The sequence below is a fragment of the Methylomonas albis genome, assembly GCF_014850955.1.
GTDB lineage: Bacteria > Pseudomonadota > Gammaproteobacteria > Methylococcales > Methylomonadaceae > Methylomonas > Methylomonas albis.
Window position 1 is genome coordinate 3,121,048 of sequence record NZ_JACXSS010000001.1, and the last position, 25,962, is coordinate 3,147,009.

Sequence of the window (25,962 nt, forward strand, 5' to 3'; positions counted from 1 at the left end):
TTCTTAAGGTTTAAAAGTTTGGGCGTCAATTATTTGACCGGTCTTGCCGATACTGGCGTCGCTAAATAGGTAAACATACAGCGGGTCCAGACTGCTCATGCTCGGCAGTCTGGTTTTATCTTCGGCCGGGAAAGCTTTCTTTCGCAACGGTGAATCCACCGGTCCCGGTACCAAAGTATTAACACGGATTTTTCCTGCTGCTTCCAGTTCCGCGGCCAGAATGCCTGCTAAGCCTTCCAGCGCGATTTTCGCTACGCCGTAAGCACCGGAATAAGCCTGGACTTTACGCGCCGAGGAATCGGAGATAAACACGATGGAAGCATGCTCGCTGCGTTGCAGCAAAGGCAACAACACCCGGCACAGCAGGAAAGGCGCACTGAGGTTGACGTTTAAGGCATGTCCCCAATCCTTGGTTTTGTAGTTGGCGATGGGGCTGTATGCGCTAAATTCCACGGCCGCATGTAATACACCATGCAAAGCACCGTAGCGTTGCGTTATTGCCTCGGCCATTTCTTCGTATTGCGCTTCACTGGCGCCGGCCAAATCGAAGGGATACATGACAGGTTCCGGGCCGCCGGCAGCCACAATCGCATCGTAGACTTTTTCCAGCTTAGGAATACTTTTATCCAGCAGAATGATTTGCGCGCCCTGCCCGGCTAAGGCCTGCGCCGCCGTGCCGCCCAAACCGCCGCCGGCACCGGTAATGAGTAAAACCTTATTGCTTAATAACATAAATTAGCGTGTATCCATTCCATCAATTGTGGCGGTTGTTCGATCAAGGCGTCGGCACCCCAGGTGTGGGGTTGGTCGTCGCTTTGCAAATAGCCATACAAGGCCGCCAGAGTTTTCATATTCGCGCGTTTGCCGGCAGTGATGTCGTGTATCGCATCGCCGATATACACGCAGTTTTCCGGCGATACACCGGCTTGGCGACAGGCAGCCAACATCGGTTCGGGATGCGGCTTGCTGTTGGGCGTGGTGTCACCGCTGATAATGCAGGCTGCTCGTTCAGTGAGCTGCATCGCGGCCATCAACGGCCCGGTAAAGCGGGATTTCTTGTTGGTAACCACTCCCCACTTCAAACCTAGCTGTTCTATCGCTTCCAAGCTATCGGCAACACCCTGAAAGAAACGGCTGTGTTCCGCGATATTGTTTTCATAAGCGTCCAACATGAATGACAACATCTGCTGCGCCACGCTGTCGTCCACGCTCACGCAATGCCTGATCATCGGCATGGCGCCATGGGAAATGAAGGGCCGCACTGACTCTGTCGGCGCTTCCGGAAAACCATGGGCCAGCAGCGTCTTATTCAAACAGGCGATCAGATCGGGCGCAGTATCGACCAAGGTACCGTCCAGATCGAACAACACACAATCCAGTTTAAATCCGGTCATGCAAAGTCACTCGGGGCGCTGAAAGGCGGCGATGTAATTAACGTCGATATCCTTACCAAGGCTAAAGCGTTTGCTGAACGGGCTGTATTCGATACCGACCATCCCTTGTAACTCAAGCCCTACGCTTCTGGCCATCTGCCCTAATTCGGAAGGTTTGATAAAGGTTTTGTACTCGTGCGTACCTTTAGGCACCATTTTTAACACGTGTTCGGCCGCGACGATTGCCAGTAACCAGGCTTTGGGCACCCGGTTCAAAGTCGAGAAAAACACCATGCCGCCGGGCTTAACCAGCGTTGCACAGGCGGCAATGATGGACGCGGGATCGGGTACGTGCTCCAGCATTTCCATACAGGTCACATGATCGAAGCCGGCCGGCTGTTCCTCGGCCAGTTGTTCGGCGCTGATTTTCCGGTAACTGGCGTTGACGCCGGTTTCCAAGCCATGCAAATCGGCAATATCCAGCAAGTCTTCGCTTAAATCCACACCCAAAGCGTCCGCGCCGGCCTTCGCCAGTCCTTCGGTGAGAATACCGCCACCGCAGCCGACATCCACTACTCGCTTGCCTTGCAGATCGGCGTATTGCTGAATAAATTGCAAGCGCAAAGGATTGACGTCATGCAAGGTTTTAAACTCGCCGTTTGGATCCCACCAACGCTCGGCTTGCGAACCAAACTTATGAATTTCATGGGGATGTACGTTTTCTGTCGCTGTCATAATGCCAACCTGTTCATAGGGCTATAGTTTACTATATTACTGGGTATTTAACATCAAATCGGCTATCAACCGGGACCTCAAGCTCGGGTATCCAAAGAGGAGCAAGGCAATTGAATGTTGAAGTATCTGTTAATCACATACTAATTAAAAAAATCGGCCAGATTGACTAGTAGACGCCCAGGATTGAGCATATCAACCGGAGGCCATTTGAATAAACGTGACTTAACTGTATGGGAATTCGAGGGAATTTCCAGAAAACTTTTAACCAAGATATAAAACCTCTGAAAAAGTCGGCAACCTGCGCAAAACTGCTTAACTGGGAAATCTTTATCCTGGCAACAACGCGGTCTATTCTCTCCGGTCTTTATCAAGAAGACTAAACAAACCCGCAAGCAACAATTTCAGAGGAGATGAGGAGCTAGTTACTCCCCGCGCGGGATTTGCCGAGCTCTCAAGAGGACAGCTACGTCCTTACCGGATTCTCCTGCTTGGCCGTGCCAGGATAAGCGCTTAACTTGAGCTGATCACCATTCTATCAATTGCGTTCACACCATATATTTGCGAGACTTGCGGAGTAGATTTTAGCCTCATTAGGACTTTTCATCGTTTGAAGCTTGGCGGTTAAACTAGTCGACAGATATTTCGATACAGTCAAGAGCATATCAAGAACATAAATACCATTACCAGTATTTGATGGTGCTATCTTCTCGACCTCATTCCAGCAGGAAGGAACTTTTTCTATTTTTACATCGCTAATACCCCACCCTAAAGTCTCCCGGTCAATTACTGTGTACACATGGGTGTCGACAGTTTTTCTCAAATCTTCTGGAATTTGAGAATACTCGTAAACTTTACTATCCAAGCAAGTGTTACCGTTTATGAGCCGATAGAAGCATGCAATTCTTTTATTATTAACTGATCCAAAAATATATTGATCAGGATGCTTTACTGAAAACTCCATTAACCCTCGACTGTTCGCGGTAAAAACCTGATAAGCCTGCTGCTCTAAGGCTGCTAGTGCAATACCTCCTGACACGAATAATACAATTAAAATACTAGCAGTTCTACGAGAAAAATAAGATACTGCAGTTCCGGCAATCAGAGAAATTGGAGCCAAAAACAATGTTATGTAATTAGATTGCTTCATTGCAAAGCGTATAGGCGAAAAAGAGACCGGAAAAAAAGATAAAACCACTAATAACGACAGTAACCAAAATAAACAAAACCTCAAAGAATTAGCACATTTTAATTGATTTTTTTTATTTATAAACACCAATAATAACAATGCAATTAAAGGCATTAACCAAGTGTGCTTTATATCAAAAAAAAGATAATAAAAATAATACCAAGGACTGTCTTCACCTTGACTATTTGATATAAAACTCCTATTTACCTGACCTAATACCGTCTTAATCGCATGAAATGGATCTCCCGCGATAAACTCCATTAATACAAAGTGTCCCAGCAGCATAAATAAACCGCCAAAAACCAAGTAAAACCAATCGGAATTTAGCTTTCTAAAAACAAGAGGATAAAAAATGAAGGCAAAAAATACTATCGCCGCCAGCTCCTTAACCCAAAACACACAGCCTAAAAGTATTCCAGTAAAGAAATACATTACTTTGTTGGAATTGCGCTCCGCTATATAGAAAAAAACAAAGCTAAGCGTCAAAAACATCGAAACCACTGGATCGGCATGCAAGCGAGTGGACACCGCAACATGAAGTGGAGTGAAGGCTAAAAACAAACTCGACAGGATAGCGGCCTTGTGACTTATAAATTTTGACGCGAAATAATAGACAGCACAGATTTCTATTATGGAACAAGATAAAGCCCAGAGGTTCGCAGTGTAAATATTTAACCCAAATAAATAAATCAAAAACCCGGAAGGAATATTATACCCATATCTCAGCGCTCCATTATAGTTGGAACTTGACCACTCCCCATTAGTTACTTCTAGCGACCTTACCAGATAGGTTATTTCATCCGTTCCAAAAGGACCATTAAAGAAAATCAACCTCAGCGAAATCGCACTGAAAAGTATAAAAAACAATTCAACGCTAAATAACTTTTTAATACCACGCATCTGAAAAAAACTTAAAAATTTCACACTAAATAATCTCCTCAATAAAATACCTTGGCCGCCTCTTTGTCTCCATGTATGCCTTGGAAAGATACTCCCCGAGTATTCCAGTACTTAACAACTGTATACCCCCTATGAAATAAATAGGAAGGACCGAAGAGGCCCAGCCAGGAATTGTGGAGTTCAGGGCAAATTTACCAATCAAAATCCATACAACCATTGCTAAACTGCCCAAACTCACAAAAAACCCAAGCCAAGTAATCATATGCAACGGTATAACGCTAAAAGAAGTAATACCATCGGCGGCAAGCGCAAGCATTTTACTCAACGGATATTTAGATTCCCCAGCATACCGTTCGCTACGTTCGTAGAAAACAGTTGCTGTACGAAACCCTAATTGAGGAATTATTCCTCTCAAGAACAAATTAACTTCGTTATATTCCTTTAGACAATCAATAACCCTCCGACTCATCAATCGATAATCCGCGTGATTATAAACAAGATCAACTCCCATTAACTTCAAGATCCTATAATACAACTGTGCGGTGAATCGTTTAAAAAATGTATCACTTTTTCTTGACGACCTTACACCATAAATTATTTCATTGCCTTCGTTAAAACCATCCACCATTTCTTTAATTACATTGATATCATCCTGCAAATCAGCATCAATTGAAACGACGACATCACCTGGAGCATTAAAAACACCTGCGAGCAAAGCATTTTGATGCCCTCGATTTCTAGACAGCCTTATCCCATGAACAGACGAACTTTTAGCATTATAATTCGAAATCAATTCCCACGTTCTGTCTCGACTACCATCATCCACATAATAAATTCCACTATTTTCAGAGATGAGCCCGGTTTCTTGCATTGTTGCCATTAAACCAAGTAACCTGCGATTTGTTTCCGGCAAAACCTCTTCTTCATTGTAACAAGGAACTACAATAGCGAGATTAGTATTCATAAATAACCTGGGTAAATGAGGATTATTTGAAGTAGTTAGGTTATCAGCCAAATCCTTAGTCTTCCTAAAAACGATCAGTTTTTGAACACAAAAAGAAAATAGCGTAACAGGAACAAGAGCGACAGCACCAGCTTCGTAAGCATTTAACCCAAAATATATTAACTTACCAATAAGAAAAATATTGAAAATATATATAATAAACCAACAAATCACAAAGCGAACAAAAAGCCTATTATCAAGATTACCAAATACAAATCGCCCCTGCGTATTAAAGCTAAATACAATACCTAAAACTAGAGATCCAAAATTTGCCAGTTTATATTCAACCCCTAAAAACAACAAGAATGAATACACGGCATAGCTGAACCCAGTATTAATTGAACCAACAATCAAAAAACGCACGAACCGTATATCAAATACCCTAAAAACTCGGCTTAATCCTGATTTTTTTCTGTCAAAAGAGGCAATCTTTCTTTTGTTTTTAACTCGCTTACGTTGCTGATGACTTTTAAGCTTTGTCATATATTAGTTTTAGCTCATTACAAATAAATATTTTTCCAAAAAACTCAAATGGCAAGGGAAAGTACGTTTCACTAGTCAACTTATATCCCGAGAGAAATTCCAAATGATTTGTAGGCACGTATGAATTATCGATAAATGTACGATGTATTTTGTCTGAAGCATAGCCCATTCCCCCTAGAACGATGATAAATATTTTTTCAATACCAAGACCCTTAGCCGAATTGCAAAACTTACGCATTACATCAGCAGCATCAGAAAAATACTCCAGCACATGCAAAATAATAAGATTTTTGAACTGGCTCGCAGGAATATCTGAAAACAGAAAATCGTCCTCATTCATATCATATTGCTTCACATTCATGCCATAAGACCTTAGAGCCTCAATAAGGAATTAAGCCCAAGAGAACCAGATGTAAGCCTTGACAATAATTGTCCAGCACCACGACCAACATCTAGAGAGAAGCCATTCAAATCTTTTAAAATATTAATATAGAATCGCTTAATAAATCTTCTAATAAAATGCTGACTTCTACGTAACTACTCATTAGCATAAACTTGATAAAATACATTTTCACCTTGCATAACCCACCTTTATTTCAATGAGGAAGGTAATATTTGTAGAACAACAGCCTGAGGTAGTTATTAATTTTAGCCATAAATCTGCCAAACATACAATCCAGAGGACTTATTCGGTAGACAGGGTTTTGAATACATCGATTAATAAAGCCTATAAAATCTTGGCTCTGCCTAGATCCTATATCAATACTCCAAGACCCTGCGGCCACTCGAAAAGACGCCAAAGGCTTATCAATATAATAAGCATCACCATGCAGTAATAAACGAAACCAATAGTCAAGGTCAATAATATAAGATATACCGCCATCAAATGGCCCGACTTTGTCGGCAAGACTCTTGCGAAACAATACAGCACCGGGTTCACCTATCAGATTAGTCCCTAATCGCACACACTTTTTTATTGTATCACCGCCTGAAACAACACCTTGCCTACCCCCTCGATAGCCTCTGGTAGCAATAGTTTTTTCGTTACAATCTACAATGTGACGAGCACAAAAAACCAGCGCAATTATTTCTTTAACGTCTTCATCAAGCACTTCGACTTGCTGGCGTAAACAATCAGCTGCCAAAGTATCATCGTGGGGCAACAGTTTTAAATACTTACCTTTAGCTTCAGCCAAACATTTATTCCAATTCCCCTCAGGCCCAAGATTTTCGGAGTTTTTTATATATTTAATCCTTTCATCTTGATAACTCGAAACTATCTGCCAAGTTTTATCTGGCGAGTTATCATCAATTACGATTAACTCGTAATTTGTAAAACTCTGATTGAGCACGGATTCAATAGCTGCGCCAATATGAGCCTCACCGCGAAAAGTAGGAATACAAACAGAGACAGTTGGTGGATCTATTTGATTCATTGTGCTCAAGTGAATTCTCCAATTATATTTTTGATTTGCGTATGTCGAATGATGAATGAAATTGACGAATTTGCCAATCTCCCATTACCTCTCTACCTATCCTAATGGACTGAGCTAAAATAGCTGATCAATGATTGTTAAGCGGAAGTTGATCGAAACCGGTTTATTTCAATCGTCTGGACCAAACGTCTACACGGCGCAAAAGATCTTCATAATTCAGCGTGGTTAGTCGCCTTGCTTTCAGCAACTGCTTTCCGTTGACCCATACATCAGTAACCTGATGCCGACCGGCGGCATAGACGATCTGCGCCAGCGGATTGAACAAGGGCTGAGTTTCAAGCTCACTCAGGTCTATTGCCACCACATCGGCGGCTTTACCGATAGCCAGCGAACCGATTTCCGCATCCAGCCCCAAGGCCTTGGCACCATTGATGGTCGCCATTTGCAATGCGGTCCTCGCCGACACCGCGCTGGCATCGCCAGCCACACCCTTGCCCAGTAAAGCTGCGGTGCGCATTTCCGACAGCATATCCAGATCATTATTGCTGGCGGCACCGTCGGTACCCAGAGCCACATTGATGCCGGCCGCTAGGCATTCCGCAACCGGACAAAAGCCGCTACCCAATTTCAAATTGGATTCAGGACAATGCACGATGTGACCGCCGGTCCCTGCGTAAAACAGGATGTCTTCGCTAGTTAGTTGCGTCATGTGCACCGCGATAAATGATGGCGTCAGCAAACCCAGCTCGTGTAACCGCTGTAACGGCGTTTGACCGTTTTTAGTTCTTTGCTCGTCGACTTCGTGCGCAGTTTCGTGCAAATGCATATGCACGGTGAGATTCATCTCGTCGGCATAAGTTATGACATTGCGCAACGGTCCATCCGACACGGTATATGGCGCGTGCGGCGCAAATGAGGTGCTAATCAATGTTTCATTTCGCAGTTGCTCGTGCAGCGCCAAGCCCTTGCTCAGGTAGGTGTCGGCGTTTTCTGCCCACACGGTCGGAAAATCGAACACGATCAAGCCAATATTGGCACGGATGCCATGTTGTATGGCTTGTTGAGCCGCAATTTCCGGGAAAAAATACATGTCATTGAAACAGGTCGTGCCGCAGCGTAGCATTTCGGCAATCGCCAGATCGGTGCCGTCCCTGACGAAGGCTTCGCTGACCCATTTTTGCTCAGCCGGCCAGATATGGTTTTGCAGCCAGTCCATTAAATGCAGATCATCGGCAATACCGCGCAGCAAAGACATCGCGGCGTGGGTATGGCAATTGATCAGACCGGGAATCAGTGCATGCTGGTCCAGCACTTCCACATTGCGTGCTTGATACTGCAACATTGCCTGCGCGGTCGGTAACAAATCGACGATTCTGCCGTCATCTATCACCAGACTGGAGTGCTCATGGATTGCGGACTCCGGCTCAACCGGTATAATCCAACGGGCTTGAATGAGAAGATCGACCAGCATGGGCTCTCCCAAAATGCAAAGCGACGATTATACCTCGTTAGCCGGCTTACTCGCCTGTGAAGTCACTGCAGCCAAGACCATTTATCGTCACCCTTTGGACCGTCACTTCTTTACAGTCAGGAACCAAACTATCTCACTGGCGACTATCCTGATCGTGGACGACACGCCATCAACGCGATTAGTTACAAGGCTAAGGTACCCAGCAGCAAGCGCAAAAACGCCTTAAAATAGCCGCTGAATAATTACCCATGCCACGCGGCCCAACAGCTCCGGCGCTTGTGCCCGGAGGGTTCTGGTCCCAGGGCACACGAACCAACTAAATAATTTTATCTTTGCTTTAATCGGAACCACCATGAGTACATCCCAAAAACTTTCCGTACAAGCTTTGCAATGGAGCGGGCACAGCTTAAAAGTACTGGACCAACGCTTGCTACCGGAAACCATTGCTTACGACGAATACCACGATGCCGCCGGCGTTACCGAAGCCATCGCTTCGATGCGGGTGCGCGGCGCGCCGGCCATCGGTATTGCTGCCGCCTATGCCGTCGTGCTATCGGCGATGCAACATTATCCGAGCGGTGATTGGCAAAACGCCGTGGCGTCGGACATCCAACAGCTCGCCGCTTCCCGACCAACGGCGGTAAACCTGTTCTGGGCACTGGATAAAATGCGGGGCTTGTTAGCTGAAAATCCGGCGGAACCCATCGCGGCCTTGAACCAATTGGCCGAGCAAATTCACGCCGAAGACATCGCCGCCAATCACGCCATGGGTGAGCGCGGCGCGGATGTGATCGGCGCCGCCAAAGCCGTGTTGACGCACTGCAACGCCGGCGCGCTAGCCACCGGCGGTTACGGCACCGCGCTGGGGGTGATTCGCAGTTTGCACCAGCGCGGTCAATTGCAAAACGTCTACGCCGACGAAACCCGGCCCTGGCTGCAAGGCGCGCGCTTGACGGTGTGGGAGCTGGCGCAAGACGGCATCCCCGCCACACTGCTCGCGGATTCGGCGGCGGCCTGGCTGATGAAATCCGGCAAGGTCGACTGGATCATCGTCGGCGCCGACCGTATCGCCGCCAACGGCGACGTCGCCAACAAAATCGGCACGTATTCGCTGGCGGTGTTGGCTAAACAGCACGGCGTAAAAATGATGGTGGCAGCGCCCTCTTCCACCTTCGACTTCAGCATGGAAAACGGCGACAGCATCGAAATCGAACAACGTAATCCCCAGGAACTGTTGGCGGATTGTTACTTAGAGGAAGGCTCACTGGTGAACGCCTGGAACCCGGTGTTCGACGTCACCCCAGCCGCCCTGATTAGCGCCATCGTCACCGAACGCGGCGTGGTTATCGATCCCGGCCTGCACGGGGTAAGGAGCTTGGCACCATGTTAAATTTACCACGCGGCAATAACCCTGTCTTTGCGCTGAACTGCTTGTGGCAGGGCGTGAAAATGCTCACCCACCCCGAACTGCGCAAATACCTGTTGATACCCTTGTTCATCAATATGGTGTTGTACACCGGCGCTTTCGTGCTGGGCTACCATTCGGTATCGGCTTTGATACATTCCTTTATCCCAGACTGGTTGTCCTGGCTAAATTGGATTTTATGGCCGCTGTTTTTTGTCAGCTTTTTAGTGATCGGCTTCTTCACCTTCACGCTGTTTGCCAATCTGATCGCCGCGCCGTATTACAGCCAGCTAGCCGCTAAGACGCTGCAACTGATCAGCGGCGGCAGCGTCGCCAAAGCCGAACTGTCTTGGGATAAAGTGTTTTTCGGGGAACTGCGCCGGGTCGGCTATTTGTTACTGCGGGTATTGCCCTTGCTGCTGCTGTTTTTAATTCCGGTCGTCAATTTGATCGCACCCTTTATTTGGGCGGTATTTGCCGCCTGGGGCATAGCGATGGAATTTCTGGCGTATCCACTGGAAGAACGCGGCCTGCCGTTTCCCAAACAGAAACAATTCATGCAGCAAACCCGTTGGGGGGTATTGAGCTTCGGCGGCTTGACTGGCTTGGGTTTGACGCTGCCTATCGTCAATTTGCTGATGGGCCAGGCGGCGGTGATAGGGGCAACGATTTATGTATACCGTTTGTCAGAAGCCGAGCAGACACCTAATTAGCGTTGCATCCGAAATCAAATAATCCGTGCTTTCAAACCCATATGATTAAGTTACAGCCAACACCTAAACCTCGCTAGCGTAGCGTAACTCGTAGTCTATTCTGCCCGTGTTGCGTCAACCACTAAACTTGACGAGCGCCCTTGATCGTCAACCACGACGATCTCGACGCGGCCGGGTTTCGCCGGCCACAACACAGTGGCACCTTCACCTACAAAACTATCGTCTACAAACCAAAATAAACGATGCTGGCCACCGGCGGCGATAGCGCTGAATTCAATGCCGTTTTGCTGCCCACCGCGTACCGGATAGCTCACCCCTGGTTGCGGAGACACTATTTTGGGCGAATCGATTACCACATCGACCGATCGACTTTGCTCGCATAAGCGTTCGAAAGGTGGCGGATTGTCATGGCGGATGCCGGCCTGACGGAACGCCTCCAACTCGTCACTATCCCAAAATTCAGCGACACGGGTTTCGCCTGGTGTATCGTCTTCCGGGCACTTTCGTAAGCCGTTGGCCGGGTTGATACGTATCGATCTATGCAAGGTGCAGGTTTTAATTGGCGACACGCCTGGAATAATCCAGCCTTCCTTGCGATGTGGGCACCAATCAGATACCGGTTGTCCCGACAACGGGCAGATTTCGATGCGTTTCAACCCAGGTGGCGGAATTTTATCGACAGGACTTGGCCGTTCCATGGCGACGGCATCCAGAATATCGAACAACAGCGGCCCTAGCAATTCTCGTCCGACCAAGTGGCGGTTGGGGCTGCCGTCAAAATTGCCGGCCCATACACCGACCAGCAAATCGCCCATGACGCCTATGGCCCAGGCATCTTTCAGGCCGGAAGACGTACCGGTTTTCCACGCGACGGCCCGTTGTCGACCGAAACTGCGTCCGCCAAAACTGCGTTGCGGGCGTGGATTGCTTTCCAGCATTTCGCCGACTAGAAACGCCGATTCCGGCGTCAACAGCGGCTTACCTGCAGGTTGATCCTCCTGATTCAACCACCGTAACTCCCGCAACTCACCGGCATTGGCCAACATGCCGTACAGTTTCATTAAATCCTCCATGGAGATCTCTGCTCCACCTATCGCTAGACTCAGCCCGTAATTGGCGGCCTGTTTGGGGATATTTATGCCGGCCTGAAGTAGAAATTGGTGAAACGTCGGTTTTTGCAATTGCGCCAACAGGCTGATAGCCGGAATATTTCGGCTGCGCACCAAGGCCTCGGTGGCCGACAGCGGGCCGTAGAAGTTACGCTCGAAGTTTTCCGGTTGGTAGTCGCCCAGACGCAACGGCGTATCCTTTAGACGAGTATCCGGCGTGATCAGACCTTGAGTGATGGCCTGAGCATAAATGAAGGGCTTCAAGGTAGATCCTGGCGAACGCGGCGACTTCAAGCCATTGACGTAACCATGAATATCGGCGTTGAAATAATCCGCCGAACCCACATAGCCCAACACTGCCATGCTCGGCGCATGCACCACCATCACACTGGCGTTGGCTACGCCCTGCAATCTATGTTGACGCAGAAAACCGCCCAGCAATTCCTCGCTTAGTGCCTGCACGGTGCCATCCAACGTTGACGACAAGGTTGCCGATTCAGGATGCAGACTATGCAATCGTTCGGCGAAATGTGGCGCGCCGAACGGCAGCTCCTTGCGCGACCTGAACCAGAGACGGTCGAATCCGGGATCGTTACCGTATGCCGCCTGCCAGGCCAAGTGTAGCCTTTGCCGTGCAGCAGGATTCATAGGCGCCCTTGCGTGGGGGTTTTGCGGTATCAGCGCCAGAGCCCGCGCCTCGTCTTGATTGAGCGCCGAAATCGGCTTGTGGAAATAAACCCAGGCCGCCGCGCCGGCGCCCTCAATGTTGGCGCCATAGGGCGCCAGATTAAGATAGGCTTCCAACAATGCCGTTTTAGTGAAATGCCGCTCCAACCACAAGGCATAAGCCATTTGCTTTAACTTGCCGTCTACGGTATCGGTCTTCAAGCGCCAGCGCTGCCGCGCCAATTGCATGCTCAGCGTCGATGCGCCCATACGACGATCTTGCGTGATCAAACTGCTCCACACCGCCCGCAACAGCGACACCGGATTGATACCGGGATGCCGGTAAAACCAGCGGTCTTCGTAATACAGCGTCGCATCTTGCAAGGATTGCGGCAATTCTGCCAACGGCGTCCACAGCCGGTATTTTTCGTCGGACGTTAGACTCAATCGCAGCAAGCGACCATTCTTGTCGGTCACGACATAGGAGCCGTTGGCTCGGTTGACCAACAACGGTTGCGGGCTAAAGCCCTGTGCCAGCCAGATCAGTAATGTCAGTAAAACCGTCGCCAACAACAGACGTTTGGCCGGCGAGGATTTCAAAACCTTGACGGTAAATTTCATTAGTTTTGGTGAAATAGAGACCAAGCGGCGACAATTCACCTCCATTTTGAGAGATTTTGTCGGAGCATCTAACCTGATCCGTTAAGCAAATATTGCCTGACCGTCGCCTAGCAGTTTGGAAAAAAAATTCAGCCCGCGACCCAGCATCCAGCGTTCGCCGTTTAACCGCCGCCCAATTCTCGGCGTTTTCGTGCCAGGCACTCCCCACCTCCATCCCTTACTTGGTTTTTTTCGCGCGTAAACCTTCGATAAGGCTGAGCTTCAGAACTGTCAGGATCCTGTTCAATATGGCAGTTTATTAATCCGTCTCATGCTCCTTAAGCCAGCCTTTCAGCGCATCATTCATCCCCAGCCACGGCCTTTGGCAAGGAAGGCCTCCAGTACATCCTTATCGAAACGAACGATAAGGAGCAATCGAGTACGCAATCAGCATCCATATAGTATCTTCCTTTTTTATTATTCCTCTACCTTCACCACATCCCCCAAGCCCCTAAACAAAATCTCGCTGTCATACATCCCCTCTGCAAACACAGGCGGCACCTTGTAAGCGCCTGAGTTCAAGGGCTTTAAGCGGAACTCGAAATATTTTTCGCCGCCATCCAGCGCGCCGAACATCACTAAACGATCTTCCTGCACGTCAATGTAATCCGGCTGCCAAAGCGGTTTCTTGTCTATAGGCAGCGACTTGCGCTCGGCCAAGCCTTGCTCGCTTAGGTCGATTTCGAAACCGCCGGGGATCAGCATCACCACTGCCACGTCCTTCATCGCCCGATCAGGATGCAGGCCCACCCGAACGTACAGTTTGTCCTGCAATCCGATGTGGTCGACTTTTTCGCCTTTATCGTTGAGCAACTGCCTGGTAATGCTGAGCTTTTCGACGATGGCTGTGGCCGGCGCGGCTTTGTCGTAGCCGCGTTCACTAAGCTGGTAGTACAGATTCCAACTGCCTTCACCGCGAATTTCCAAAGGCCGCAGCACCGGCGTCAGCATGATACTTTTGATGGTTTTGCCTTCCAGGGCCAGTTGCGCCAGCGGCGTGCCGGCCAACACCGTAAATGTTTTTTGCTGATCCTGTTCAAAGCGCGTCCACAAGCTGCCCAGGCCCAGCAAAGCCATCGATCCACGGAACGAGTTCATCCGCTGTTTGACCAAATCCTGGCCCAGCTCCAGCAGATAGCGGCCGAATTGCGGGTCCTGGCTGTCGATCAGCTCCGGCATGTGCTTGCCGACCAGATACAGGTATAGACTCAGGTCTTCCGGATTGTTCTGAATGTCCTTGGGCAACAAGCCGCTGGATTTCCATTGCCGTTGGAATTCGCCGAAATGGCGGTCGGCATTCTGATCCAGATGATGCAGCTTGTAGGCGGCACCAATGAAGAAACGGCTGCGGCTAGCTATTGCGTTTCCGCTGCTTTTGCTTTGCGCCTGCAGATCGGCTTCGAAAGCCCGCAAGCGTTCGGCCACATTCCGGCCGCTTCGAGCCAACAGATAGAACGCATAGGCTTTGGCATCGTGTTGCAGGAATTGGTATTGCCGGGATTGGGCATACTCGTCGGCAAAACCCAGCGCGCGTTCCAGCATCGCATCCGGCACCTGATGGCCGCGCTCCTTGGCTTCCATCAACATATGGGTGGCATACATCGAGTAAAACGGCATGCCTTCGTCCGCCACTGTCCAATAACCAAAACTGCCGTCATGCCGCTGCCGGGTTTGCAGGGTGTGAATGCTGCGGCCAAGCAATTGCTGAACGTCGTCGGCCGACAAACCCAATTCAGGATTGGCGCCCAACACCACCGCAGGGAAGGCCTGGCTGGTGATCTGTTCGGTACAACCGTAAGGATAGTGTTTCAGATAATCGACGATGCCGCGCAGATAGGCTGCCGGCGTCATGGATACCGAAAATTCCACCTGCCGTTGGGCGTCATACATGTCGCGTTTCACGTCCAACTGGCGCACATTGCCCTTGCGCTGTTCCTCTATGGTCAGCACCCCACCTTGCAGCGTGGTGAGTAAGGGTTGCGACGGCCGGATGCTGATTTCCTCGCGGTAGTCGGCGCTCTTGCCGGCGGCAGAGACCTGGTAATGCACATCGACCGGACCGAGTTTGTTGTCCTTGACCTTGGCATGGAAACGCACCGTACCATCCTGGCCCTGAGCCAACGTCAGGGTTTGTGGATTGGGCGACAACAATTCCAACGAGTCGCCAGCGGCGATGTTTACTTGCAAGGGCAGAGTGCCGGCTGCGCCGCTATTGTTGGCGACCAGTACGCCCATGTCGAACTCGTCGCCCGGCGCGGCAACATAGGGTTGCTGCGGCTGGATCACGTAAGCCTGGCTGGCAACGCTGCTCGCCACCGGCACCGCCAGTTTGCCGGCATTGGCCGCCACGGCGATCACGCGGATTTTGCCATTGAAATAATCCGGCACCGGAATCGCCAGGCTGTGTTCGCCGGGCTGAGCGTCGATGATGCCGGACCAGAACGCCATAGGCGGTTTGTGTTTGCGGGCGAAGGGATTTTTATATTTACCCAGCTGTGCATCCTCATCGCCGCCCGGCGCCGATAGATGCTGTACCAAGGCAAAATCCGGCAGGATCAAATCCAGAATCTGGTGACTTTTAACCTGCAAGGCGCGTTTGCGGAAGAAATAATCCAACGGCGCCGGATTCTGATAATGGGCAAACTGCAAAATGCCCTCGTCGACTGCGTATAACAGCAATTTGGTCGGTTCCTTGACACGGTAGCCCACATCCAGCGTCTTGCCGGGTTGCACAGTCTCCGGCACCTTAAGTGCTATCTCCTGGGTATAGCGTTGTTTGGAGATATTGAACGGCACCACGCCATAGCTGAGCGGACTCATGTAGATTTCCCGCGAATCCAGCGAACGAACGAAAGCCACCGACAGATAGGCGTTGCCGCTGATATTTTTCGGCAGCGCGACACGCTGGCTGGAGGCAGTGGTGCTGGTCTTGAACCATTGGCTAGTGAGTACGCCGTCCTGTTCGACGGTAATCAAACCAGCGCCCTGATACGGCGCGACAATTTGTACTTCCAGAGTTTCGCCGGGTTGATACTCGGTCTTATTCAGGGTCAGATTCAGCTCGGCGTTGTGCTCTATGTTGCGGGTGACGTTGCCGGCACCGGCGACAGTGTAATCGACTCGGTTCAGTTCCTCGCCCTGGGTATTTTTGAAGATTACATAGAAACGGCCGGGATTGTCGCTGGGCAAGATCAAGTCGGCCACGCCTTTGGTCAAGGCCAGCGGCAGAGTTTTGCGCAGTTCCTGGCGTTGCATGGACTGGTATTGATACAAGCCGTCGCTGCGTTTAACCAGCGTCGAGACATAGCGGGTTTCAAATATCTCGGCATTCAATGTTTCGGCTTGCCGTGGCTGAAAGTCGCTACCCAGAGCTAGCAAATCCAGCTTGCGCGTACTGTCCTTGGCAATGTAATCCAGACTGCCATCGGGTTTATAACCCAACAGATAAGCTTGTTTGGACACCAACGCCGAAGTCATGGCCACCACCGAACGGCCCGAGCCTTTCTCGAAGCCCTCCCCGGCCAGCGCTATTTCGTAGACCGGTTCGGCGACGCTTGCCAGCGGCAGGTCAAATACGGCCTCGCCCTGGGCGTTGGTCTTGGTTTCACCCAACTCTTGAGGCACATCAGGGATGCTATCCGTCGCCGAGCGCCGGAAGCGGTAATCGGCATAACCCGGCACCTGGCCTGACCAGGGCCTTGCAGTCAGTTGCAGTTTGGCGCTATTGCCTTCGGCCGGGGTGCCGAACAGGTTGCGGACCGTAACTTTGGCCTTGGCAGCATCAGGGGACAGCCACCCCTTGGCCGGTGCGGCGGGAATCTCGGTCTTGACCTGCAAGCGATCAGGCTGAAACTCCTCTATTCTGACCTTGGTGCTGCCCAGCGACTTTTTACTCTTGTCAGCAACGATCAACTCCACGCGATAGGTACCGGTCTTGCCGGCGGCTGAACTGGTCCAGGCAATTTCCTCGAAACCTTCAGCGCCGAAACTCAAGGTTTTGCTCCAGACTTCCTGATTTTCCGGGTCGCTGATCACGGATTTCAAAGGCAAGCCGGCCGGCAGCGCCGACCAATCGCGTTTGCGCAAAATCGCGCCGATTTTCAGCGTGTCGCCAGGCCGGTAGATGCCGCGATCCGAGAACAAAAAGGCTTGCAGGCTGTCGGCATTATCGCGCAGGCCGTCTATATCAAAGCGCGACACATCCAGCTGTCGGTTGCTGCGGTTAAACGGCAGAAAGCTCAGGTCGCCGTCTTTCTCTGCCAAATAAACGGTCGGGGTTTTCTCATCTATTAAGCCTTCGGTGGTCGGAAAGCCGACTTTGCCTTGTTCGTCAGTCTTGCCGGAAAACACCGCCACGCCGTTCTTGCCCAGCAGCGACACTTGCGCACCGGCAACCGGCTGGCCGCTGCGGAAGGACATCACGAATACTTCTTGCTTGCCGTCGGAGGCGGTTTTAACCAGCAGACCCATATCGGTCAGCAGCACCAGACGCTTGTCCGTGCTAATTGAGTCCGATCCGTTGTCGGTAGTGGCGGCACAATCACCGGATGTAGCAGCTTGTTCATCGCCGCCCTGTTCCACGTCATCGGCAGTCGGCTCCGCGCTCTCGCCGTTACCGCTTTCGGCGGTTTCGCTTGGTTCCTGCTCAGTACAAATTTGCGCCGATTCGGCTTTTTTCTCCGCCACCGACAGAATAAACAAGCCTCTCGGCGGAAAGCCTTTGTCGCGAGTAAAGCGGCCGAAGTCCACCGCGAAATACTGGCGTTCCATTTCCTTGCCGGAGGGTAAAGCCTGGTCGTAACCGAATTTCTCGGCGAAATGTTCGATTGGCAGGCTGAAGCTGGGATTTTCGAAATTACCGGAGGTGAAATGCACGACATGGTGCATGTTGTGAGGTAACACCCGTTGCAACTCCACGTGCACGTTTTGCACGCCGCGCGCGGTAACGCCCAATTGTTTATTGCCGCTGAGACTGAGCAAGGCACCTTCGTGGAGGATTTTCAGCTCGCGTTGATTGGCGCCCAATTCCTGTAAATATCGGGCGTCGCCGCTCAATTTAAAACCGTCCAGGCTTTCTATGCCTTTGTTGACCTTGACCAACAACCGGCTATTTTCTGGAGCCGCGAAACTCAAATGCTGAACCGTAGGATCTTCACTATCCGATTCGCGCCACTTTAACGCCACCGGCGTCGACAGTTTAATGACGTCGGAGTCGATCTGATTGGCGCTTTGCCATTCGGTAACATCTTTTTCGGCGCAAAACTTGGGTCTGGCGGGATTTTTGATCCGGCAATCCGGCAACACGTAGACTTCGACGGCTTTTTCCAACCCGGCCGGGTCTTTCAACGCAATATTGGTTTTCAGCACCAGCAAACGTTCGATACTGTCATCTTGCTTGATGACACTTTGGACAACCAGACTTTCTATTTTCAAATAATCCAGCGCGCTGGGCACGGCCAGTACGCCGATTGCTTCCTGCTTGCTAGGCTCGCCGCCGCTTTGGGCAACGACGCCTTTATCGACAACGATCTTGATTTCGCTCGGATCGTCGACCAAGTGTAATGCCGTGGTTTTCAGATAGGCCAGTTTGGGATTTTTGTCGTCGTAGCTAAGCTCGTAGCCGATCGCATCCTGGAACGTTCTGGCCGGCAAACGCCGCGACCACACCGCTGTTTTGGCGGCCAAACCATCGCGTTGCGGCGGATAATTGAAAGTCAGGGTGGCCGTCGCGCGTTTAATCTTGGCGTCTATCGGGTCATTGTAAAGCCGAACGTTACCGACCGACACAGTTAGATCCGGCATCGTCACGTAGCCGGAATACTGCGGCTTTTCAAACTTCAGCCCCGGAAAGGCCGATTGCTCAAGCTTGACTTCATATGCTTGGCCGGGTTTCAACGCATCCGCCGCTTTCGGGGTAAAAACCAAATCGCCATCGCCTTTGGATTCTCCATAGAACCATTGGCCTTCCATTTCGGGGACGATGCGAACGCCGCCCGCCACGGGCTCTCCGGCCTTGGTTTTCTTGACAGACTCTGTCAAATCCGTACCTCTGAGCCGAACACTGATTTTGCCATCGTATTGATTGGCCCAGATATCGGTGACGCTGGGAATAACGGCTTTCGGCGCATCGAACTTATCCCAATCCCCTCGAATCATCGGCAACTCGCATTCGGCACCAGTTGCCAATTCAGCTTCGGTCGCGGCCTGATTGACAGCCAACAACCACACTTTGCCGGCTTTAAAGCTTGCTTTAATAACAGAATCCTCGGCCGGACGCAGCAGTTGGTCGCTACTGGCCTTAATGCGCACGCCTTGACTGGCATGAATATCTATGGCCGTGCCGTTGGCCATCGCGGCGCTGAAGGCAGGATGGGCCAGCGGATAATTAAACTCCAAGTTAAATTCCAACGAACGCCGCAAGGGTGCGTCGTGACTATCGACCCATTGGCATTCGTGGCGAATCATTTGCAATTCGGGAGTATGGAATTTTAGATCGGCTTGCTCCAGCTTGTAGCTGGGATGCAATTTCACGTCAGCCAAAGAAATTTTCAGCTTAGCGTCAGGCGGAATCGTCTGTCTCGCCGGAAAAAACGCCAACCGCGACGGATCCTGCCACCGCCACACGCCCTCCATGGCCGGTTCCAGTTGCGGAACACCTTCCTTCAGAGGCAAACTTTTGTCATCCGGTGGCGCGATGGCATCGGTAAAATTCAGTACCAACACCGGTGTCCAATGTTGATGATTCAACAGATATATCATCGGCGGAGCGACGCTTTTACTATCCTCTCGGCAACCGTTCAGTATCAATAACAGCCAGGCTAAGGCCACTAAACCGCTTAAAAATCCCTTGCGCAGCGAGATAGTTAACATCGACTTTTCCTTTTGATCTACTTTGGAGAGCGCCTTTTTCCCCAACAACATAACACTGAGGTGGACAGGCTAACGACTGGCCGGACACTTCTGAAAATCCGTGCGCATACGCCATCGCCGCGCAGGGGACTCACAAACCGTGCCTATTGGCCGACAAGCATAGACCATCCGTTATTTTTGTCGCCAAACGAATTTTGCTGACCTGCAATGGTGCCGCCGAAAGAGAAGTTCAGCGACTGTGACACCATGTTTACTCGTGTCTTTGGAATCCTTGCCGAACGTTACCCACCGAAAATTTTCACAATTTCTGCCAGACCAAAGCCGGTATTTTTCAATCATTGTGTCAAAACCCACCTAGGTCGTGACACAACAATCAAATAGCCTCGTTCAATCAATTTCCATTGATCCTAAACTTGGCATCAGAACTTGATCGTCAAGCCCACAAACGCCGAACGGCCCATCCCGGCAATGTTTCTACCCCAAGGCACCGTGACGTTGGCCGGCGCAGTTGGATTCATGCCATAGCGGTCACCCAGATAGGCACCTGCCAAGGGATGGTAATACTGCTTGTCCAACACGTTATCCAGACCCACATCAAAACGCACTTTGCCCCATTCGTAGCCGGTGCGGGCATTTAACAAAATATACGCCGCCGTCTCGGTTTCGTTGCGGATGGCCTGCACGTCGTCCTTGCCGTCGACAAACTGCATTTCTATCGCGCTTTGCCAAGTGTTCAAACGGTGATCCAAACTCAGCTTCATGTTAAACGGCATGATGTGATAGAGGTTACCGCCATCCATGCGCTCGCCGCGCACATAACTCATGGTGGTGTGGGCGGCAAATTCACCGACGGTTGAGTCTTTGTAAATCCGTGTCCGGCCGGACACGTCCATCCCCCACAATCGGGCGTCGTGATTGGCATATTGCAGATAGACGAAGCTGTTGGTGGCGGTTTGCGGTGTGGCTTTGCAACCGCTGGCTGCGGCCGTCGAGGCACTGACGCAACGGTCGGCATCGATGAAGTTGTTCACGTAGGTAAAATACGGCGTAGCATTCACTTCCCAAAGATTGTTTTTCGGTTCGTGAAACGCGGCCGTCAAACTGACGGTATGCGCGGTTTCCTCGGTCAAATCCATATTGCCCACGTAGCCGTTGCCGTCGCCGTGCCAGCCTATCATCGCCATGTCCATATTGCGCGCGCCCCAGACATAGCGCTCGTATAAATTAGGCGCGCGGTTTTTCCGGGCGTATCCCAATTCGTATTGACTGATGTCGTTGGGGGTGAATTGCACCAGAGCGGTCACGTCGAAAGTGTCGTTACTCCGTTCGCGGTCGCGGGCATTGAAGGCATTCGCAGCATTTAAAGCGGTAATCGCCCCAGCTCTATCCACCGTACGAGTCTGACCGGTGTTGATCAAATCGGGGTTGTAGGGTTGAACCTCACCGGTATTGGTGGTGGTGTGATCGTAACGTAGACCCAACAAGCTGCGCCATTTGGCATCCCAATTGGCTTCCCACTCGCCAAAAAAACCCACCCGGTCGCGTTCGCCATTATTGATATTCAGATAGGCTTCCGGCGCCATCATCCAATAGGCACTGCGGACATCGGTATTATTGGCAGCGATACTGGTATTGGTGTGCACCGCCGGCCAGTAATCGTTGATTTTGTTGCTGTGATATTCGTTGCCGATCCGGAAAGTGTCGCGCTTGTTGAATGGAATTTCCGCCTGGATTTTATACCCCAGGTTGCGGCCACGGGTTTCCATCGGCATTTGATCGTTGGGCGGCGCAAAGGTGCCGCCGCTAGCCGTGCCATCCAGAAACTGGCTGTGTTTGTCCTCACCAATGTCCATGCTGTGCTGGGTGCTTTCGAAATAGAATTTGCTCTCCAGCGAACCCCAATCGAAACTGCCTTTGTGCATGATGTTGCCGAAGATGCTGTCGTTGTTGGTCAAATCCATCCGCTGATTCGGGAAGCCCTGGAACGGAATATGCTGCTGACCACCATGGATCACCAGCAAATGTTTATCGGATTTGAACGACAAGGCGGCCGAGTGGTTTTGGTTTTCGTAAGCGGTGGATTTAACGATCTGGCCGTTGCCGTCGTTGTAATTCATGCTCTCGGTGTGCGACCCCGTGTAGTCCAGTCGCACATTTTGCGTCGCCACGCCGGCAGCGATGCTTCCGCCGAAGGCATCGCCGTTGCTGCGGTAAAACGACGACACGCTGCCGTCCAGCAAAATATCCTTGCCCGGCTCGGCAAATACCGGATCGGGCGTTTGCACGGAAATCGTGCCGCCGATGCTGTCGCCACCCAGGCTCACCGGCGTTACACCGGTCAAAATGGTGATCTTGCCGATATTGCTGCGGTCGATATACGACAGCGGCGGATTCATATGATTGGCGCAAGCCGAGGTCAGCGTCATACCATTGATGTCGATTTTCACCCGGTCGTCGTTTAAGCCATGTATCACCGGCAAACTGGAGACGCCGCCGGCACCGTATAAACTCACCCCCGGCGTATCTTCCAGCAGTTTGGCCGTATCGCTGACCGCCGCGCGCTTGCTGGTAAGAATATCCGCTTCCATGTCTGAAGCGTTTAAGGCCTTTACCCCTGGAAACTTGTCGGTGACGATGACTTTTTCCAGTACCACTTCATCAGCCAGGGAGTTTTCGATTGTGTCATCGGCGTTAACCGCCGAGGTAAAGCCGAGAGGCAGCATGCCAGTCGCCAACAAACCCAATAAGCCGAGACCTGTTGTTACTGACGAGGGAGCATGCAGGACCGTTTGCTGATTGTCTACGCAGATTTTTTTCATAATTCGCCTTTCGAAAGTCAAAAATAACTTCAATTTGCTATTGGCACGAGCAACGATCATTAAGATCTTTCCGCCCTTGAAACCGTCAAAAAAGCTGGAAATCTGTAAACTGATCGAACAGTTTTAAAACCGGCAGCGGCCGGAAGCGTGAGCTTGCCAATGAGCTATACCAAATTAAAGCAAACTATATTGTAATATTAGAATTATTTAATTCAAGTTATTGAACTATGTTATTTAACAGAATAGTTGATTACTTTCAATCTCTTACATCTAAATTACAATACTTATAAAAATAGCGTCAGCAGCAATTTATCCAACATGGGAAGCCAAAGAGCCGATGTTGGCGTTAAGTTTTGCGGTAACTCGCTGCCGCCACTTACAATAGTCACCATTTAGCCATTAACTTTTGAGAACACTCTATGAAATACCAACCTTGTATCGACCAATGCACATCCGAAGGCACCCACTGCGGCGGTTGCGGCAGATCGCATCAGGAAATCACCGACACCAAAAAATTGGTGACATCGGTCGTGGAGTTTATCCGAGAGCATGACTACGAAAATCCCGAAGACTTTGTGGAACGGATCAGTAAAAGCATTTTGAAAAAGCTGCAAAAAACCGCCTGACCGTTGGGAATTGATTGCCACCCACATCACTAAGAAACGGTCAGTCAAAAAAAAACGCCCTTAGCGGGCGTTTTTGCTATCCAAGCCTTGCAACTGGCAATCAAGCTTTACGCTTCTTCATACCGACAAATCCCGCCAGCACCGTTCCAAACAACCAAACTGCCCCAGGAACCGGCACGGCGGCCGGGGTTACCGACACCAAGTCGTAGCTATAAGATGTCGCGTTGCTGGCTTTATCGAATACCGCGCCACCGAAGCCGCCAAAGCCCATGCCGCTGTAATAATCAAAGCCGGTGGTGCCAAAATAGTTGGAGGCTATCAGTTCCTGTTGCGCGCCGTGGATCTCGTCGCCAAGGTAAGGGCTGCCGAGGTTGTAAACCATCACCGATAATTCGGCCAGATTGTGGGTGAACGCACCAACAATAGAGTTACCGGAAAACGATAAAGAAAACGCCGATATTTCGTTGAAATTCATTCCCCAAACGGCACTTCCCACATTAATCTGCCCGGAGTTATTGGCATCATTGACGGTAAAACTACCGGAAATCGTCGCCCCGTCGTCAAAACCGGTTTGCACAAAATTGTAAACCGCCGCGTTCGCGCCGGGCGCCAATAGCCAGGCAGCAACCGCCAAGGCCAGCTTTAAAGATTTAGTTGTCATCATCAGACCTTATTGCGCAGGTGTGGAGGGCAGGAACGGAGAGAAACGGGTACCGGCGGAAGTACCCAGTAAGCCAAAATTATTGGTCCATTGACCGATAAACGACTGTTTGTCCGGGGTAAATTGCAAATCAAAGAATGATTGCACAGTGACATTAGGCGCCGGCGAGAAGTCTAATTGCGCCACAGCCGAGCAATCGGTGTTCATGGTGGCGGTGCCGCTTACCGGGCCGGAGAAACCCGGCGTGATCACCCCGCTTTGCGTGGTAGTGAATGCGCAAGAACCACCTACTACACCGTTTAGAACCGTAATTTCGCAACGTCCTGTATGCAGATTAGCCAGCGCCACGCTGTTTTGATATAGCACATAACTGCCGTTCAAATTAGCGGCGCTACAACCTGGTGCGGCTTGAACTTGGCTAGACAGCCCCAGCGTGGCAGCGAGCAATAGATATTTAACGTTTTTCATCGTGTCCTCTCGAAAATCTTGATAGTTATTTTGTCATTGGCGAATTACCCCTAACCATTCCTGCTGATTGCGTTTCCGCGCAATGTGAGGCTTAAGTAGTTAAGCAACCCAAAAACCAACTATCAATCCTTATGCCACCGATTTAATAAGACATATAAAACATAAAGATAGGAAAAGCGCGCATCTAACTCGTCCGGCAAAGCAGACGGATTTAAAATGATTTATGATAAAAGTTAGTGTTATGTCACAAATTATTGTAAAAGTAAGTCGTATGCCCAACCGAGGCGGGCAAATCCTCTAGGCCAAGGACACTTCAGGACATGACCGACACAAAAAAGGCGGGATACAAAAGGCTGAGCAGTAACGAGCTGTCCATGCAGCCCGGTCCGCAACAACATTGCTGGCGTCAATCCTTGCCTTCTCAGCTCGGCGAGGGCAGATCGCTGATTTTTCAGCTCGATCCCTCCCTAAGTTACATAGAAACGACCTATCAACCCCTGCACGATCTGGCGATCACCAGCAAAATCGATTTCGCCGAGCCGCGGCTGGTAGTAACTCTTGGGATAACTGGTCACACCCGCTTCATCGACAGCGAGAAGCATGAGCTGACATTCAGCGAAGGCAATACCACAATTACCAGTTTCGACAGCAGTAACGGCGAACGCCAATACCAAGCGAATAAACCCATAAAGCAATTGCGTTTTTCAATCGGCAAGCGCTGGATGGACCGCTATTTGGGCGAAAATGAATCAGCGTTTTTCTTCCAGAAAAATGCCTTGCAACTTTTAAGCTGCCGGCCAAGCCAGAATCAAAGCATTATTGCTGCCCGGCAATTGCTCGGATGCGACCTCAGCGCCCCTTTGGCACCGCTAACATTAAACGGCCATGTCATGACGATACTGGCTAGCGAACTTAGCGGACTCTGCCAACCTGCAAAATACGGCTATTCCAGATTCGATGAAGCCAGCCGGCACATAGCTGACCAAGCCCGCGAGATCCTCGAACTGCATTACCAAGATCCGCCATCGTTGGAAAACCTGGCAAAAACTCTGGGCATTACCCCATTCAAGTTAAAAAATCTGTTCCAGCATTATTTTAATAATACCCCTTACGGCGTCGTCACCGAGATCAGGATGCGGCATGCCTATCGCACACTGGCGTCAACTCGGCAACCGATCAGTTTGGTAGCGGAGATGGTAGGTTACCGGCACGCCAGCAACTTCAGCCTGGCTTTTAGTAAATATTTCGGCGTCTCACCCAAGCAAATTTCCAAGAAACGCTGAAAACCCCTGCTTCCCCAATTTCCACCAGTAACCATCCACCGGATTGTTAAACGGATTTGCCAAATCCAGGCAAATTTGCGGAAATGGCGGCTTTT

The 25,962-nt window shown here is 50.4% G+C and carries 17 protein-coding genes; 4 read left to right on the forward strand and 13 right to left on the reverse strand.

Going from position 1 to position 25,962, the window contains the following annotated elements:
• Positions 1-3 precede the first annotated feature (3 nt).
• The 8 genes from EBA_RS14385 to EBA_RS14420 form a co-directional block, all read right to left on the reverse strand.
• Entirely contained in the window at positions 4-732 is a 729-nt protein-coding gene (locus EBA_RS14385) for an SDR family NAD(P)-dependent oxidoreductase (protein WP_192375351.1), read from the reverse strand.
• On the reverse strand, positions 723-1,394 hold the full coding sequence (locus tag EBA_RS14390) for an HAD family hydrolase (RefSeq protein ID WP_192375352.1): 672 nt from the start codon (positions 1,392-1,394) through the stop codon (positions 723-725). The genes EBA_RS14385 and EBA_RS14390 overlap by 10 nt, the downstream gene beginning before the upstream one ends.
• 6 nt (positions 1,395-1,400) lie before the next feature.
• Complete coding sequence (gene ubiG, locus EBA_RS14395; RefSeq protein ID WP_192375353.1) at positions 1,401-2,108, reverse strand: bifunctional 2-polyprenyl-6-hydroxyphenol methylase/3-demethylubiquinol 3-O-methyltransferase UbiG; 708 nt, start codon at positions 2,106-2,108, stop codon at positions 1,401-1,403.
• Positions 2,109-2,643: 535 nt separating this feature from the next.
• A complete protein-coding gene (locus EBA_RS14400; protein WP_192375354.1) occupies positions 2,644-4,218 on the reverse strand; it encodes an ArnT family glycosyltransferase in 1,575 nt (524 codons plus the stop codon).
• 1 nt (position 4,219) lies between these two features.
• A complete protein-coding gene (locus EBA_RS14405; RefSeq protein ID WP_192375355.1) occupies positions 4,220-5,680 on the reverse strand; it encodes a glycosyltransferase in 1,461 nt (486 codons plus the stop codon).
• Positions 5,667-6,020, reverse strand: a complete 354-nt coding sequence (locus tag EBA_RS14410) for a hypothetical protein (protein ID WP_192375356.1) — start codon at positions 6,018-6,020, stop codon at positions 5,667-5,669. The genes EBA_RS14405 and EBA_RS14410 overlap by 14 nt, the downstream gene beginning before the upstream one ends.
• 256 nt (positions 6,021-6,276) lie before the next feature.
• A complete protein-coding gene (locus EBA_RS14415) occupies positions 6,277-7,116 on the reverse strand; it encodes a glycosyltransferase family 2 protein (protein ID WP_195880820.1) in 840 nt (279 codons plus the stop codon).
• A gap of 163 nt (positions 7,117-7,279) precedes the next feature.
• Complete coding sequence (locus EBA_RS14420) at positions 7,280-8,587, reverse strand: TRZ/ATZ family hydrolase (RefSeq protein ID WP_192375358.1); 1,308 nt, start codon at positions 8,585-8,587, stop codon at positions 7,280-7,282.
• A 352-nt stretch (positions 8,588-8,939) separates the two neighbouring features.
• Between EBA_RS14420 and mtnA the strand changes: the two genes are divergently transcribed.
• Entirely contained in the window at positions 8,940-9,977 is a 1,038-nt protein-coding gene (gene mtnA / locus EBA_RS14425) for an S-methyl-5-thioribose-1-phosphate isomerase (protein WP_192375359.1), read from the forward strand.
• Positions 9,971-10,705 (forward strand): sulfate transporter CysZ, encoded by a 735-nt coding sequence (gene cysZ, locus EBA_RS14430; protein ID WP_192375360.1) that lies wholly within the window; start codon positions 9,971-9,973, stop codon positions 10,703-10,705. The genes mtnA and cysZ overlap by 7 nt, the downstream gene beginning before the upstream one ends.
• A gap of 95 nt (positions 10,706-10,800) precedes the next feature.
• Here the strand turns inward: cysZ and pbpC are convergent, their stop codons facing one another.
• The 3 genes from pbpC to EBA_RS14445 form a co-directional block, all read right to left on the reverse strand.
• Positions 10,801-13,101, reverse strand: coding sequence for a penicillin-binding protein 1C (gene pbpC / locus EBA_RS14435; RefSeq protein ID WP_192375361.1), 2,301 nt, complete (start codon positions 13,099-13,101; stop codon positions 10,801-10,803).
• 456 nt (positions 13,102-13,557) lie between these two features.
• Positions 13,558-20,010, reverse strand: coding sequence for an alpha-2-macroglobulin family protein (locus EBA_RS14440; protein ID WP_192375362.1), 6,453 nt, complete (start codon positions 20,008-20,010; stop codon positions 13,558-13,560).
• 419 nt (positions 20,011-20,429) lie between these two features.
• Positions 20,430-22,829, reverse strand: a complete 2,400-nt coding sequence (locus tag EBA_RS14445; RefSeq protein WP_225616297.1) for a TonB-dependent receptor plug domain-containing protein — start codon at positions 22,827-22,829, stop codon at positions 20,430-20,432.
• A 419-nt stretch (positions 22,830-23,248) separates the two neighbouring features.
• Here EBA_RS14445 and EBA_RS14450 point away from each other — a divergent pair, with 419 nt between their 5' ends.
• Positions 23,249-23,455 (forward strand): DUF1289 domain-containing protein, encoded by a 207-nt coding sequence (locus tag EBA_RS14450; RefSeq protein WP_033155285.1) that lies wholly within the window; start codon positions 23,249-23,251, stop codon positions 23,453-23,455.
• A 100-nt stretch (positions 23,456-23,555) separates the two neighbouring features.
• Here EBA_RS14450 and EBA_RS14455 read toward each other — a convergent pair whose 3' ends face one another.
• Positions 23,556-24,116 carry a PEP-CTERM sorting domain-containing protein gene (locus tag EBA_RS14455; protein WP_225616299.1) on the reverse strand — a complete coding sequence of 187 codons (561 nt, stop codon included), beginning with the start codon at positions 24,114-24,116 and terminating at the stop codon, positions 23,556-23,558.
• 9 nt (positions 24,117-24,125) lie between these two features.
• Positions 24,126-24,584 carry a hypothetical protein gene (locus EBA_RS14460; RefSeq protein ID WP_192375365.1) on the reverse strand — a complete coding sequence of 153 codons (459 nt, stop codon included), beginning with the start codon at positions 24,582-24,584 and terminating at the stop codon, positions 24,126-24,128.
• A 320-nt stretch (positions 24,585-24,904) separates the two neighbouring features.
• Here EBA_RS14460 and EBA_RS14465 point away from each other — a divergent pair, with 320 nt between their 5' ends.
• A complete protein-coding gene (locus EBA_RS14465) occupies positions 24,905-25,867 on the forward strand; it encodes a helix-turn-helix transcriptional regulator (RefSeq protein WP_192375366.1) in 963 nt (320 codons plus the stop codon).
• The last annotated feature ends 95 nt before the right edge of the window (positions 25,868-25,962 follow it).

What these genes read in the sequence shown, in the direction of transcription:
- EBA_RS14385 (WP_192375351.1), bottom strand. Translation starts at nt 732, where the DNA reads ATGTTATTAAGCAATAAGGTTTTACTCATTACCGGTGCCGGCGGCGGT.
- EBA_RS14390 (WP_192375352.1), bottom strand. Translation starts at nt 1,394, where the DNA reads ATGACCGGATTTAAACTGGATTGTGTGTTGTTCGATCTGGACGGTACC.
- ubiG (WP_192375353.1), bottom strand. Translation starts at nt 2,108, where the DNA reads ATGACAGCGACAGAAAACGTACATCCCCATGAAATTCATAAGTTTGGT.
- EBA_RS14405 (WP_192375355.1), bottom strand. Translation starts at nt 5,680, where the DNA reads ATGACAAAGCTTAAAAGTCATCAGCAACGTAAGCGAGTTAAAAACAAA.
- EBA_RS14410 (WP_192375356.1), bottom strand. Translation starts at nt 6,020, where the DNA reads ATGAATGAGGACGATTTTCTGTTTTCAGATATTCCTGCGAGCCAGTTC.
- EBA_RS14415 (WP_195880820.1), bottom strand. Translation starts at nt 7,116, where the DNA reads ATGAATCAAATAGATCCACCAACTGTCTCTGTTTGTATTCCTACTTTT.
- EBA_RS14420 (WP_192375358.1), bottom strand. Translation starts at nt 8,587, where the DNA reads ATGCTGGTCGATCTTCTCATTCAAGCCCGTTGGATTATACCGGTTGAG.
- mtnA (WP_192375359.1), top strand. Translation starts at nt 8,940, where the DNA reads ATGAGTACATCCCAAAAACTTTCCGTACAAGCTTTGCAATGGAGCGGG.
- cysZ (WP_192375360.1), top strand. Translation starts at nt 9,971, where the DNA reads ATGTTAAATTTACCACGCGGCAATAACCCTGTCTTTGCGCTGAACTGC.
- pbpC (WP_192375361.1), bottom strand. Translation starts at nt 13,101, where the DNA reads ATGAAATTTACCGTCAAGGTTTTGAAATCCTCGCCGGCCAAACGTCTG.
- EBA_RS14440 (WP_192375362.1), bottom strand. Translation starts at nt 20,010, where the DNA reads ATGTTAACTATCTCGCTGCGCAAGGGATTTTTAAGCGGTTTAGTGGCC.
- EBA_RS14445 (WP_225616297.1), bottom strand. Translation starts at nt 22,829, where the DNA reads ATGAAAAAAATCTGCGTAGACAATCAGCAAACGGTCCTGCATGCTCCC.
- EBA_RS14450 (WP_033155285.1), top strand. Translation starts at nt 23,249, where the DNA reads ATGAAATACCAACCTTGTATCGACCAATGCACATCCGAAGGCACCCAC.
- EBA_RS14455 (WP_225616299.1), bottom strand. Translation starts at nt 24,116, where the DNA reads ATGACAACTAAATCTTTAAAGCTGGCCTTGGCGGTTGCTGCCTGGCTA.
- EBA_RS14460 (WP_192375365.1), bottom strand. Translation starts at nt 24,584, where the DNA reads ATGAAAAACGTTAAATATCTATTGCTCGCTGCCACGCTGGGGCTGTCT.
- EBA_RS14465 (WP_192375366.1), top strand. Translation starts at nt 24,905, where the DNA reads ATGACCGACACAAAAAAGGCGGGATACAAAAGGCTGAGCAGTAACGAG.